This is a genomic window from Streptomyces litchfieldiae (assembly GCF_031845365.1).
GTDB lineage: Bacteria > Actinomycetota > Actinomycetes > Streptomycetales > Streptomycetaceae > Streptomyces > Streptomyces litchfieldiae.
The window spans coordinates 273,280-286,657 of record NZ_JAVREL010000002.1 but is presented as its reverse complement, the minus strand read 5'-3'; the positions used below and the strand labels follow the sequence as shown (position 1 = coordinate 286,657).

The following is a 13,378-nucleotide window of genomic DNA, read 5'->3' as shown; positions in this document are numbered from 1 at the left end:
GCCTCCCTAGCTTCTGAACATGAGTCAGCGAGACCAGGGCGCCCCGGACTTCCTGAAGCGGTTGCCCGTCTGGCGCACCATCAGGGGCCGGGTGACGGTCGTCCTCGCCGTGCCGACCTGCCTCCTGCTGGTGATCACCGGAACCAGCGTGGCCGACCGCGCCGGGGACTGGTTCGAGGCGCGGGACACCACCGAGCGGGTGGACCTGCTGCTCGACGCGCAGACGCTCGTCCGGGAGCTGCAACGCGAACGTGGCCTCACCAACGGCCTGCTCAGCGGCGCCGCCGACTACCGCGCCGAACTGACCGCCACCCGTGCCCGCGCCGACGCCGCCCGCCGCGCGCTGCCCGAGGCCGAGCCCGCCGCGGCGGCCGCCCTGGACCGTGCCCGGGACACGCTCGCCCGGCTGGGCACGGTCCGCGGCGCCGTGGACGACGCGAGCATCGAACGCGCCGACGCGCTCGACTTCTACACCGACGCGATCACCTCCCTCAACGACCTGCTGGTTGCGGACCACCACCACAGCGACCGGCAACTCGGCTACTGCCTCGACGCGTTGCGTTCGCTCGCCGACGTCACCGAGTCGCTCGCCCTGGAACGCGGCCTGATGAACGGCGTGTTCGCGGCCGACCGCTTCGCCGGGCCGGACGAGTACGCCGAGTTCACCGAGGCCCGCGCCGCGCGCGTCGCGACGCTCGGCGACTACCGGCAGTTCGCGACCTCCGACCAACAGGCCGCCCTGGACGCCGCGTTCACCACCGACGCCGCCCGGCGCACCGCCGACTTCGAGGCCGCGGCGATCAACGCGGCCGACGGCTCCGCGCTCGGCGCCGACCCCGAGGCGTGGTGGAACGCCGCCACCACCGTCGTGGACGACCTGCACGCCGTTCAGCAGGGCGTCGGCGGCGACGCCCGCGACCGGGCCGGCGAGCTGAGCGGGCAGGCCGGCCGCCAGTTGGCCGGCTTCACCGGGCTGGGCGCGTTCGTCCTGGCCGTCGCCCTCGCGCTGGGCTGGCTCGCCACCCGCTCCATCACCCGCCCGCTCGACGTGCTGGCCCGGGAGGCCAACGAGGTCGCCGACCGCTGGCTGCCGGAGACCGTGCGCGCCATCCAGGAGGCCGAGCCGGACACCGCGGAACGCCTGCTGCCCGCGGTCCCGCCGCAGCCGCCGGACAGCGCCGAGGAGGTCACCCGCCTCGCCTTCGCGCTGCGCGACGTGGAACGCGCCGCCGTCGAACTGGCCGCCGAGCAGACCGCGTTGCGCCGCAACAGCAGCGAGTCGCTGGCCAACCTCGGCCAGCGCAACCAGCGCCTGCTGGACCGGCAGTTGCGGCTGATCACCGCGCTGGAGAGCCAGGAGACCGACCCCGAGGCGCTGGCCGACCTCTTCGAGCTCGATCACCTCGCCACCCGCATGCAGCGCAACGCCGAGTCGCTGCTGATCCTGACCGGCGAACAATCCGCCGCGCCCCGGATGTGGCCGGGCACGGTGCCGGTCGCCGAGGTGGTGCGCTCGGCCATCTCCGAGGTGGAGGACTACCGGCGGGTCACGCTGACCGTCATGGATCCCTGCCGGGTGCTGGGCGCGTGCGTGGCCGAACTGTCCCATCTGCTGGCCGAATTGATCGAGAACGCGCTGGCCGCCACGCCGCCCGGCCGGCCGGTGGAGGTGGCCGGCTGGCGCGACGGCGACGAGTACTGCCTGGCCGTCGTCGACCGCGGCCGGGGCATGACCGACGCCGAACTGTCCCGCGCCAACGCCCGGTTGGCGGGCCGGGAGAGCTTCCTGGTCGCGCCCAGCGGCTACCTGGGGCACTACGTGGTGGGCCGGCTCGCCGCCCGGCTGGGCGCCCAGGTCGAGGTCCGGCACACCCAACTGCCCACGACCAGCGGACCGTTGACGCGCGGCAACGGCGTGTCGGCGTTCGTGGCGCTGCCACCCCGCCTGCTCGGCCCGGACCCGGAGAACGAGCCCAGCGGCACCACCCCGGCACCCCCGGTCCCCGCCGGAGCGGCCTGAGGGCGCCTCGTTCAAGGAAGTAATACCAGCAGACAATCCCGACGCCTGACCTGGAACGGACTCGTTCAAGAACGGCACGTGCGACCGCCCCGGCGGAGGCCCGACTGGAGCACCCGGCCTGCGCCATTTAGGAGGAGGCCGTGGAGCGCCGCGCGGGGGCGTCCCCCGCGGATGTGTACGACAAGAGGCAGGAAAGAGTCTCTTCCGCTGAGATCACCGCGACCGCGGCACCAGGCGCGCAACCGGATGCGGGAGGCCAACCGCCGCTGGCAGGCGATGGCGCGTTCCCCCGGCCGACGGCGGTACCGCTCGGTGCTCGGAGCACCGGAGACGACGGCCCTCCGGCGGATCGGCGACATCCAGTGCGAGGCCCACCGATGGCCGGTCCCGCTCTGGCCCGAGCTGCGCTTCGAAGTCCTCACCGCGCCCGGCGGCGACGTCTGGCACGAGGCACACTGGTCCGCGCGCCGGGCGCGCCGGGAGCCGCGCTGCGGACGTTGGAGGATCTGCTCCCCTGGTCCTGCACGGTGGAGGAGGCGGCACGCGCCTTCGCCCCCGCCCGGCCGATGGAGGGCTCGGCCCCCACCCGCTGGCGGCTGGCGTTCACCGCCCCGACCGCGTCGGGCGAACGCCGAAGCGTGGTCGCCGAGTTCAGTTGGGGGCTGCTCCAGCGACTGGTGCGCGGGTGAACCCCGCGCTGCCCGGACCGCGCGGTCATCACCCGCGCACCGTCACCACAGCCGTCGCCAGGGCCGACGCGTGGGCGGTGTTCCAGGCGCGGATCCGGAGTGTGTGCCGGCCCGGTGCGAGGGAGAGCGACGCCGTCAGCCGGCCGGTGTCCGGGGCGAAGCTGTGGCTCGTCCGCTCGCCGTCGATTTCCACGTTGATCCTCGCCGGGTCCACTCCCGCCAGCGCGTCGGTGACACGGGCCCGCAGCAGCACCTCGGGGCCGGTGACGTTCGCGCCGTCCCTCGGGGAGACCTTGTCGATCACGGGCGCCAACGGCACCGGCCTGCCGGGCCTTCCCGGCGTCGCGCGGTGGATCAGGGAGACGGACGGCGGGACCCGTTCCGCGCCCAGGACGCCCTCGAACACCAACGGGTAATCCACGCCGCGCCCGACCAGTTCGCCCGCGGTGACGTCGAACTCCACCCCGACGCGGCCCATCGCGGGCACCGTCACCTCCTGCCGCCCCGTCGGCTCCACCAGCCAGCCGCCGAAGGCACGCCCTTTGAGAGCGACCGTCCGCGCGGTGCCGTTGAAGTTGTAGACATCGACCGACATCCGCGCCGTGTGGGGGATTCGGTAGCCGAGCGGCGGCTCGGCATCGCCGTCCTCCTTGTTCGGCGCCGCGTTCTCCGGGGCGAACCGTTGGTTCAGCACGATGTGCTCCGCCGCCGACAACGGCCGGGACAACGGATCTGACAGCGGGCCGGAGCGGTCGCGGCCGTCACCCGGTGGGGGCGTCGCGGGCAGGGCCGGCGGCGCGTCGGAGACCAGGTAGAAGGGATCCGGGCCCGTCGGCACCCTGACCGTTCCCCGGTCGGTGGGGGTGAGCGTCCGGCGGCGCGCGCCCATGATGTCGTGGAGTTCCACCGTGCCGCCCGGCACCGGCACTTCCACCACCTGCCCCGACCCCGGCGCGTACACCACCGTCACCGTCCGCCGCCCGTCGCGGAAGACGAACCCGGCGGCGTCGGGCAGCAGTTCCTCCAGCGTGGTGACGAACTCCGCCTCGCTCAGCAGCGAGGCCATCGCGGCGAAAGCGCTGAACGACGGCCAGGGCTGGAAGTCCCGGCTCAGCATCGCGAACGAGACGCCGTCGTCCGTGCACGGTGGCCCACAGAACCAGAACTGGCGGGTGGTCCCCTGCGCCAGGCTCTCGACCGTGGACAGCACGAGATAACGGGCCTGGGTGACCTGCCGTTCGAAGGTGAGGTCCTGACCGGGCTCCGCCGGCAGCATCGCCCCGCACTCGGTCATCCACAGCGGACTGCCGGCCCCGTACAGCTCCCGCAGTTCCCACTGGTCCTCCGCCGCCGAGGGAAACTCGGGATCCTCCTCGCCCGGCGGCGGGTAGCCGTGGAAGCTCCAGACGTCGGCGTAGCGCACCACCCCGTTCCACAGCATCAGCTCCTGGAAGACGCCGCGTACGGCGATGCCCGGCAGCACCACGGACGGCGCGTGCGGCTGGTCGGTGATGCCCAGCGCCGCCGCCTTGACGAAGGCGGCGTGCTGGTCGCCGGTGCTCGAAGTGGCGTCGACGTCGGGCTCGTTGGACAGGTGAAGGGCGTCGGCCACCGTGTCGTTGTTCCGGCCGGCCAGGTGCGCCGCGTAACGGTACGCGTCCCGCAGATCCGCCGCGAGCGGCACGGACGTCTCCGTCATCGCCCAGTCCGGGGGCGGGGAGATGACCTCCAGCACGGCCAGGCCGCGATCGCGCAGGGTCCGGATGACGCGTCCGTACAGCCGGCTGTCGAACGGCGCGCCGCGCTCGCGCTGGGCGGCGGGCCAGGCGCTGCCGTCGCGTACCCAGCCCGCACCCATCGCCTTCAGGCCTGCGGCCAGGGCGTCCAGCCGGGTGGGCGGCACCAGGGCGAACGAGGCGATGTTGACCCCGAAGCGGTTGGCCGGACCCTCGGCCGCCCGCCGCTGGGGCAGATGCGCGAAGCAGCCGGTGACACTCGCGCCGGGCGCCGTGTCCAGCGCCGCCCGCACCCGGTAGTTGCCGGGCGGCAGGCCGGGCGGCACGGGGATCGTCGCGGTGGTCGCACCGGCGGGGACCGTCACGGTGCCGGTGGTGACCTCCTGGGAGAAGTAGTCGAGGACGGTGTAGGACACCGTTTCCGCCCGCGCGGGCCGGCCGTTGAGCCGGAAGTGCAACGCGGCGGGCTCGTCGCCGCGGTAGTGGCCGAGGTTCTCCGCGGGGTCCTGGATGGAGACGTCCCGCAGCGCGAGGCCCACCGGCGTCAGGGTGAACTCGTCGAGCAGGAACCGGTATCCGGTGTACTCCGCCAGGACCGTGGGCCGATCGACGGTGAAGGTCAGCGCGTTGGGCCCGCCGCGGAGTTCGACGTCGCCCATCGCCAGGACGGACAGGTCGCCCCAGGCCGCCGCCGACTCGTACCAGTGCGGTTGCGAGGCGGCCAGCGGCGTACGCGGCCCGTCGTTGACCGTGAGGCTGATGTACGAGCCGGGGTCCTCGACGTGCGGCTGTTCCACCGGGGCCGTGGCCACGGCCGCCAGCCGGTAGATCCCGGCGGCCGGGGCGTCGACCGTGTACGTGGCGTACCACCCGCTCTCCGGCGGAGTCTCGGCGGTGCGCAGCGCCAGGAGGGCGCCGCCGGACGCCCTGGGATCCTCGGCTGTCGGGATGTTCGCCCGCGTCGGCGACTGTCCCCGAACGGTGATCACGCCGTTCTCCTCCCCTCGTGAGCCGGGCACCGCCGCGCGGACCAGGCCCGTCCCGGTGGCCAGGACGACACCCGCAGCGAGCCCGCCCTTGACGGCCGTCCGCCGGTCGATGCCCCCGCGTTTCCTCTTGCCTTCCGGCACGCCGTTCGTCATGCCGACCAGCACATCCCGGAGACGTGCGCGGGCGCGTCGTGCGCGGGTATGCCCCGGGGTCGGCCACCGGGTCGGGGCCGATCTCCACCCGTGGGCGGACAACGGGGGCAGGCCGGGAACCCTAGGCTGGGCGAGTGCGACGGACCTGTTCGGCAGCGCGCGGACGGCCCGGCGTGACCGATCTGGCCCTGCCAGCCCTGCTGTTGGCAGGGCAACTCGCCGCCCTTCCTCTCACTCCCGACGGCGAGCGTGCCACCGGCCGGCACGTTGTGCTGGGGCTGCTCATCCTGGCCGCGGCGGCGTCCGTGCTGGTGTGGCGGCGGCGCGCGCCGGTATCCGTGTTCGCCGCCGTGCTGCTGCTCTGCGCCGGCGCCGGGGCGCTGCTTCCCGAGGCCGCCGTGGCGCCCGCGCTGCCCCTCGCCGTGTGGCTCGGCCTCTACTCGCTGTCCGTGCGCCGCGCGGGCCGTCCCGCGCTGCTGGGCGCGACCCTCGCGACCGCGGGACTGTCGGTCACCGCGGCGCGGGCCGGCTCGGTGGGGCCGCTGCTCGACGACCTGCTGGCGGGCGCGTTGTTCCACCTGCTGATCGTGGTGTGCGGCCAGCTGCAGCGGCACCGGGCGGCCCGGCGGGCCCGGGTCGCCGCCCGGCTGGCCGGTGTTGAGCGCGAACGGCGTGTGGCGGCCGCGGCGGAGCGCGAGCGTCTCGCCCACGAGCTGCACGACGCGGTCGGCCACCATCTCAGCGCCGTCGCGGTGTGCGGGGCCGCCGCGCTGCGCCTCGCCGGGAGCCGCCCGGAACTGGCGGACGAGGCGCTGGCGGGGGCGGCGGAGTCGGGCCGGGAGGTGCTGGCCACGCTGGGGCGGCTGTCGGAGGCGGCGTGCGACGCGTTCCCGCGAGGACCGCTGCACCGGCGGGTCGCCGCGCTGTGCGACGGCCTGGCGCGTCTGGGCCTTCCGGTCACCCTCGTCGTGACGGGCCGCCCCACCGCGCCGGCGGACGCCACGGCCGCGGCCGCCTACCGGATCGTGCAGGAGTCGCTCACCAACGCGATGCGCCACGCCGCGGGTTCCCCGGTGACCGTTCGGCTCGGCTACGGGTCCGCCGAGCTCTCCATTTCCGTGGTCAACGGCCCACCCGGCCCCGGCGGTTCGCCCACGCCCGGCACGGGCCGGGGCATCGCAGGCATGCGGGCGCGGGCCGCGGGCGTCGGCGGACGCCTGACCGCGGGACCGGGCGAGGAGAGCGCTGACGCCGGACCCGGCGGCTGGTCGGTGCGGGCCACCTTTCCCATCCCCGCACCGGGCCGCCGCGTCACCGCGCTCGACGCGACGGCGGTCGTGGGCTGCGCGGCGCCGCCGCTCCTGTTGTACCCCGCGGCCGGCCCCGCCGTGCTGCTGGCCGCCCACGCCCTTCCGGTGTTGTGGGCGCGGCACGCTCCCGCACGCGCCCTCGCCGCCGTGCTGGCCGTGGCCCTGGCCTGGTCGGCGGCGTCGGCGGTCGGCCTGCTGGACGCGCGCTGGCTGGGCGCCCTCGCGCTGGCCGGGGCAGCGGAACTGTGCTGTATCTACGCCGTGGCCGCCCACGGTCCGGCCCGCCTGACGTGGCTGGCTCCGGTCGCGGTGGGGGGCGCGTCCGGCACGGTGCTGGGGCTGGCCGTCGTGGCGGACCCGGCGGAGCCGGCCGGCGCCGGCACCGTGGTCTTCCTGACGGTGCTGGGTCTGGCCGCGGTGCCGTGGCTGCTGCCGGTCTGGATCCTGGGCCTGTTGGTCCGGGCCCGCCGGGGCGACGGCGGGCACTGGGAACAACGCGCGCTCGACACGGTGGCGGCACGCGTCGGCGAGGCGGTGGCCGGTGAGCGGCGGCGAGTCGCCGCGGGTGTGCGCGGGGCGGTGGCTGAGCACACGGTGCGGCTGGTGCGCCGGGCGGAGTCGGGCGTCACCGGCGCGGACCGGGCCGTGACCGCGCTGGCCGAGGTGACGCGCGAGGCGAGAAACGCCCTGTCGGCCCTGCGGGACCTGCTCGACACGCTGGACAGGACGGAGACGCCGAGATGAGCATTCGAGTGCTGGTGGTGGACGACCAAGCCGTCGTCCGGGCGGGCTTCGCGGCGGTCATCGACGCCGAGGCCGATCTGACCGTGGCCGGAGAGGCGGCCGATGGCGCCGAGGCCCTGCACCTCGCCCGGGACTTGGCGCCGGACGTGGTGCTGATGGACATCCGGATGCCCGGCATGGACGGCCTGAGCGCCACCCGCGAGCTCACCGCGCTCGACCCTCCGGCCCGGGTGCTGGTGCTCACCACGTTCCAGCGGGACGAATACATCTTCGCCGCCCTGCGCGGCGGCGCCTCGGGGTTTCTGCTCAAGGACTGCGAGCCCCAGGAACTGGTGGACGGCATCCGGACCGTGGCGGCGGGCGAGGCCCTGCTGGCCCCGGCGGTCACCCGCCGGCTCGTCGACGCGTTCAAGTCCGGCACGGTCGCGCCACGGAGTCAGCGGGACGCCCGGCTGGACACACTCACGACCCGTGAGACCGAGGTGCTGCGCCAGGTCGCCAGAGGCCTGACCAACCCCGAGATCGCGGCCGCCCTGGGGATCGGAAGATCCACCGTGAAGACGCACATGAACGCGATCCTCGCCAAACTCGGCCTGCGCGACCGGGCCCAGGCGATCATCCTGGCCCACGAGGCGGGCCTCATCCGAAGTCCCTGACTCGGGGTCGGAATCAGGAGCCGTAACTGCCGTCCAACGCCCGCCGCACGGACCTGGCCACCGCGGACCCCGTGTTGAGCGCGCACAACTCCGTGCCGTCGGGAGCGCTGAGCGTCATCCAACGGACCGTTTCCCAACCGCCGTTCGGCGGGCCGCCGGTCTTCACGCGTTCGGTGACGCGGATGTCCTGCCAGGCACAGGCCCGGGTCCCTCCCGGGCCGGTGACGACGAGGCCGCGGTCGAAGAGGTGCAGCCGCGTGCTCCTGTCGGGCCGGCGGCCTTCGGCCCAGATCACCACGAGGGGCCCCGTGATCGCGAGGACCACGAGCAGACCCACGGCCATGGCCTGGACAGCGGCACCGTACGGGCCGGCGAGAAGAGCGACCACCACGGCGAGGAGCGCGGGCACCATGCCAACGGCGACGCAACCGAGACCGGTGATGCTGCCGTCGATGGTGTGCGTCTCGAGGTGGGAGCCCAAATCCCGCTCAGCGGCGGCCCGTTCTGCCACGTTGCGTGCCGCTTCATCCGCTTGCCGCTTGTCCGCACCGAACCCCACGATGCCTCCCGCCCCTCGCAACTCCCTGACGCTTGCGGGAACGCGGTTGGTTTCGCCGGTCCGTTGATCCCGCCGGTGATTGCCGTCGTGACGGGCGCGTCCAAAGGATTGACGTGCTCCTGCCGCCCTTCTACCTTCGGACCCACGCGCACCACGGCAGTCATATATGAGATGCCATATGCGACACCCGCGCGCCCCGCCCCTCGCCCCCAGAGTCGTACCGAACCCCTCCCCCTCCGGGGCGCCAGGGCAACGCACGTCCGTTATGGCAAGCGCTTGCCATCCGCCCCCGTCGGCACCGACCGGAATGAGCCCACCGTGACCGCTGACCAGCACCGCCAAGGTTCCTCCCCGTCCTCCGGACCGGCCCACCGGCTTCCTGGAACGGCCGCCCGCCGGACCCTGATCGGCGCGCTCGCGGGTGCGCCCCTCGCCGTCGCCGCGGCTCCGCGGGCGCACGCGGCCACCGGATCACCCTCTGAGGCGAGGGCCACCCTGTGGATCGCGGGCGACTCGACCGCGGCCCCGAAATACGCGGACGCCGCTCCCGAGACCGGCTGGGGCATGGCCCTGCCGTTCTTTCTCGGCAGGCGGCTGACCGTCTCCAACCACGCCGTGAACGGGCGCAGTTCCAAGAGCTTCGCCGACGAGGGCCGGCTGGACGCGGTGCTCGCGGCGATCAGGCCCGGTGATCTGCTGCTCGTGCAGTTCGCCCACAACGACGAGAAGGCCGAGGACCCCACGCGGTACACCGAGCCCTGGACGACATATCAGGAGTACCTGACCCGGTACGTCCAGGGGGCCCGGGCGCGCGGCGCCCGGCCGGTGCTGCTCACCCCGGTCGAGCGCAGACGGTTCGACGCGGGCGGCAACGCCCTGCCGTCGCACGGTGAGTACCCGGCGGCGATGCGGGCGCTGGCCGGGCGGGAACACGTTCCGCTGGTCGACATCCAGGCGTTGTCCCTCGCGCTGTGGCAGCGCCTGGGCGTCGAGGAGACCAAACGGTACTTCAACTGGACCGCCACCGAGCAGGACAACACCCACTTCAACCCGCCGGGAGCGATCGCCATCGCCCGGCTCGTCGCCGAACAGCTGCTGGCACAGGGCGTGCTCCGGCCGCGGGAGACGCGCCGTCTCGACGAGGAGATCCCCGAGGAGTGGATCACCTGGCCTGCCGCCTGAGTCCCGCCCGCCCCAAGAGCCGCTCGCGGCCTCTCCGTTGCCGCTGCATGACAGTCGAGGAGTACCCATGACGAACGTTCCCACCCCCGGCCGGCGCGCCCTGTTCGCCGCCGGTGCCGGAGCCGCCCTCGGGCTGGCCGCGCCGGCCACCGCCCACGGCCGGGACCGCCGCGGTGACCGGCCGTTCGGCGGTTACGGTTCCCCCGCCGACCGGCTGACCGAACGCACCCTGTACGTCCACCCCGGCGGCGCCGGTGACTTCACCGGAGTCCAGACCGCCGTGGACGCTGCCGCGGGCCCGGGGTACTCCCTGGTCCTGGCGCCCGGCGTCTACCGCGAGACCGTGAACGTGGACGCCGCGCGGGCCGGCCTCACGCTCCTGGGCGCGGGCCGGGGACCGCGGGAGGTGGTCATCGTCTTCGACAACGCGGCCGGCACGCCGATTCCCGGCGGTGGCGGAGCGACCTACGGCACCAGCGGCAGCGCCACCACCACCGTGCGGGCCGCGGACTTCACCGCCCGCGACATCACGTTCGCCAACGACTGGCTGCGCGCCGACCACCCGGAGTTCACCGGCACCCAGGCGGTGGCCCTGAAGGTGATGGGCGACCGTTCGGCGTTCGAGCGCTGCCGCTTCCTCGGGCACCAGGACACCCTGTACGCCGACACGCTCTCCCTGCCGGTCACCGCTCGCCAGTACTTCTCCGACTGCTACGTCGAGGGCGACGTCGACTTCGTCTTCGGCCGCGCCACCGCGGTCTTCGAACGGTGCCGCTTCCACACCCTGGCCAGGGACGTGGACTTCACCCCCAAGGGCATGGTCTTCGCCCCCTCCACCGCCAGGAGCACGCCGTACGGCTACCTCGCCGTCCGCTGCCGGATCACCAGCGGCGCCGAGGACGGCGCCTACAAGCTGGCCCGCCCCTGGGTCCCCAGCTCCGACGTCACGGCCTGGCCCTCACTCGTGGTCCGCGACACCTGGATCGGGCCCGGCGTCGACGCCGCCGAGCCCTACACCAACATGCGGGAGGAGTACCCCTGGCAGAGCCAGCGGTTCGCCGAGTACCGCAACGCCGGTCCGGGCGCGCTGGTTTCCGCCCCGGAGAACCGGCCCCAGCTCACCGACGAACAGGCCGCGTCGGCAACCCGCGCCGGCTACCTGACCGACTGGCGGCCGCCGGTCCGCCGCTGACCACGCCAGGGCCGCGGCGAACACTGCCACGATCTGCCGGTGGGCCGGATGGTCCGGCAGCTTCACGGCCGGCGGTCTGGTCGGTTCCGTCATCGCGCCAGGTACAGAAGTAGTACTTCACCGCGCCGGCGGGGGGGGGGCGTGCGGGAGCAGGTCCCACTGGCAGCCGGTACGGGACTGATACAGCAGGGCGTTGACGATCTCCCGCATCTCATACCGGCCCTGGTGGCCGCTGACGACCGGGGCTCTCCCACGGCGTTCCTCCTCCGATCGGCCTCGCGGGCAGAATGAACGCGTGCCGCCTTTCGACCAGACCCGTTTCCGGCTGCCTCGTGGCGCCCGCGCTGACGCCGCGCTGGCCGGCGGGGTGTTCGTGCTGGTGGCGCTCGGCGCCGAGGGGCAACGGCTGAGGAACGGCGGGGACTCGCTGCCCCTGCTGATCGCTTCCTGGCTGCTGATCATGGCGGTGTGCGGAGCGCTGCTGTTCCGGCGCCGGTATCCGGTGGCAGTGGGCTGGTTCACGGTGCTGGCCACGGGCGCCTACTACCTGCTGAGCGACATCGACGGCCCGCTGATCGTGGTTCCGATCGTGGCGTTGTACGCCGTGGCGGCCCTGGGCCGGCTGCGGGCGGCCATCGCCATGGCGGCTGCCATGGTGATTGTCGTGGCCGCGGGCACTCTGGCGGGCGGCGGCGATATCAGCGGCACGGTGGTGTTCATGCTCACCGGCTGGCTGGTAGCCGTCGTGGCCCTCGGCAGCGTGCGGCACAGCCGGGTGGCCTACGCCGAGGAGGAGGCGCGGCTGCGGGCCACCGAGGAACGGCTGCGCATTGCCCGCGAGCTGCACGATGTGATCGGGCACAACGTCTCGATGATCAACGTGCAGGCGGGTGCGGCACTGCACCGGCTGAAGGAGAACCCCGCCCTGGCCGAGGATGCGCTCGACGCGATCAAGGCGGGCAGCCGGGAGACCCTGCGGGAGCTCCGGGCCACCCTCGGCATGCTCCGTCGGGTCGACGAGGAGGCGCCCACGGCACCCGCGCCGGGGCTGGCCCGGGCAGACGAGCTGGTGGCCTCGGCGAAGCTGGCGGGGCTCGCGGCGCGGATCGTGCGGACCGGGGTTGAGCGCTCGCTGCCCGCCCCGGTCGACCTGGCCGCGTACCGGATCGTGCAGGAGTCGTTGACCAACGCCGCCAGGCACAGCGGCGCCGGACGGGTCACGATCCGGCTCGCCTACGGGAACGGGGGGCTGACCCTGGCCGTCGAGGATGACGGCCGGGGCTCGGCGGCCCGCTCCACCTCGGCGGGTGGCGGCAGCGGGATCGCCGGCATGACGGAGCGGGCGCGGGCAGTGGGCGGCGAACTGACCGCGGGCCCGCGGCCGGAGGGCGGATTCGCGGTGCGGGCCCAGTTGCCGTACGGGATCACAGGAGAGCCGATGGAGCGGAGAGACCGATGATCAGGGTCCTGCTGGCGGATGACCAGCGGCTCGTCCGGGGCGGGTTCCGGTCGATCCTGGAGGCCGAGGACGACATCGAGGTGGTGGGGGAGGTTGGGGAGGGGCAAGCCGCGGTCTCGGCCTGCCGTGAGCTGCGGCCGGACGTGGTCCTGATGGACATCCGGATGCCAGGGATGGACGGTCTGGAAGCCTCGCGGGTGATCACCGGGGATGAGCGGCTGGCGTCGGTGAAGGTGGTCATCTTGACGACCTTCGATCTGGACGACTACGTGTACGGGGCACTGCGCGCCGGGGCGACGGGCTTTCTGGTGAAGGACACGGAGCCGGCTGAACTGCCGCAGGCGGTGCGGGTCGCCGCCCGGGGCGATGCCCTGATCAGCCCGTCGGTCACGCGGCGGCTCATCGCCGAGTTCGCGGGCCGGGTGCAGGGGCCGAAGCCGGACCCCCGGCTCGATGCCCTCACCGACCGGGAGCGCGAGGTCATGCGGCTGGTGGCCGCGGGATGTACGAACGACGAGATCGCGGCGCGGCTGGTGCTGTCGCCGTCGACGGCGAAGACGCATGTCAGCCGGATCATGTCGAAGCTGGGGGCGCGGGACAGGTCGCAGGTCGTGGTGGTGGCGTACGAGTCCGGGATGGTCAGCCCGGGCTGGCAGGCGGGATAGCACGGCCGCGGGGCAGGCGGTCCA

General features: G+C 73.9%; 10 protein-coding genes and 1 pseudogene. 8 read left to right on the top strand and 3 right to left on the bottom strand.

The genetic code is table 11. The features are described from left to right. The first annotated feature begins 19 nt into the window (after window positions 1-19). Both RM590_RS04835 and RM590_RS04830 read left to right on the top strand, forming a co-directional pair. Entirely contained in the window at window positions 20-2,020 is a 2,001-nt protein-coding gene (locus RM590_RS04835; protein ID WP_311703096.1) for a sensor histidine kinase, read from the top strand. A 171-nt stretch (window positions 2,021-2,191) separates the two neighbouring features. Then, window positions 2,192-2,709 (top strand): annotated as a pseudogene (locus tag RM590_RS04830) (hypothetical protein). 28 nt (window positions 2,710-2,737) lie between these two features. On the opposite strand, the gene RM590_RS04825 reads toward RM590_RS04830, so the two are convergent. Then, window positions 2,738-5,587 carry a glycoside hydrolase family 5 protein gene (locus RM590_RS04825; protein WP_311703095.1) on the bottom strand — a complete coding sequence of 950 codons (2,850 nt, stop codon included), beginning with the start codon at window positions 5,585-5,587 and terminating at the stop codon, window positions 2,738-2,740. A gap of 173 nt (window positions 5,588-5,760) precedes the next feature. Here RM590_RS04825 and RM590_RS04820 point away from each other — a divergent pair, with 173 nt between their 5' ends. Together RM590_RS04820 and RM590_RS04815 are read left to right on the top strand one after the other, a co-directional pair. Further along, window positions 5,761-7,641, top strand: coding sequence for a sensor histidine kinase (locus tag RM590_RS04820; protein WP_311703094.1), 1,881 nt, complete (start codon window positions 5,761-5,763; stop codon window positions 7,639-7,641). Next, the gene (locus RM590_RS04815; RefSeq protein ID WP_311703093.1) at window positions 7,638-8,297 is read left to right on the top strand and encodes a response regulator transcription factor; all 660 of its coding nucleotides are present in this window, start codon (window positions 7,638-7,640) and stop codon (window positions 8,295-8,297) included. Before RM590_RS04820 ends, RM590_RS04815 begins: the two co-directional genes overlap by 4 nt. 13 nt (window positions 8,298-8,310) lie before the next feature. Here RM590_RS04815 and RM590_RS04810 read toward each other — a convergent pair whose 3' ends face one another. Then, window positions 8,311-8,808, bottom strand: coding sequence for a hypothetical protein (locus RM590_RS04810; protein WP_311703092.1), 498 nt, complete (start codon window positions 8,806-8,808; stop codon window positions 8,311-8,313). A 450-nt stretch (window positions 8,809-9,258) separates the two neighbouring features. Here RM590_RS04810 and RM590_RS04805 point away from each other — a divergent pair, with 450 nt between their 5' ends. Together RM590_RS04805 and RM590_RS04800 are read left to right on the top strand one after the other, a co-directional pair. Continuing rightward, the gene (locus tag RM590_RS04805; RefSeq protein ID WP_394813803.1) at window positions 9,259-10,038 is read left to right on the top strand and encodes a rhamnogalacturonan acetylesterase; all 780 of its coding nucleotides are present in this window, start codon (window positions 9,259-9,261) and stop codon (window positions 10,036-10,038) included. A 67-nt stretch (window positions 10,039-10,105) separates the two neighbouring features. Continuing rightward, on the top strand, window positions 10,106-11,230 hold the full coding sequence (locus RM590_RS04800; RefSeq protein WP_311703091.1) for a pectinesterase family protein: 1,125 nt from the start codon (window positions 10,106-10,108) through the stop codon (window positions 11,228-11,230). Between the two features lie 117 nt (window positions 11,231-11,347). Here the strand turns inward: RM590_RS04800 and RM590_RS35965 are convergent, their stop codons facing one another. Further along, entirely contained in the window at window positions 11,348-11,692 is a 345-nt protein-coding gene (locus RM590_RS35965; protein ID WP_394813786.1) for a transposase, read from the bottom strand. Here RM590_RS35965 and RM590_RS04790 point away from each other — a divergent pair. Both RM590_RS04790 and RM590_RS04785 read left to right on the top strand, forming a co-directional pair. Then, window positions 11,586-12,689, top strand: coding sequence for a sensor histidine kinase (locus RM590_RS04790; protein ID WP_394813802.1), 1,104 nt, complete (start codon window positions 11,586-11,588; stop codon window positions 12,687-12,689). The two genes, RM590_RS35965 and RM590_RS04790, sit on opposite strands and share 107 nt — an antisense overlap. Next, a complete protein-coding gene (locus RM590_RS04785) occupies window positions 12,686-13,354 on the top strand; it encodes a response regulator transcription factor (RefSeq protein ID WP_311703089.1) in 669 nt (222 codons plus the stop codon). The genes RM590_RS04790 and RM590_RS04785 overlap by 4 nt, the downstream gene beginning before the upstream one ends. Window positions 13,355-13,378: the final 24 nt, after the last annotated feature.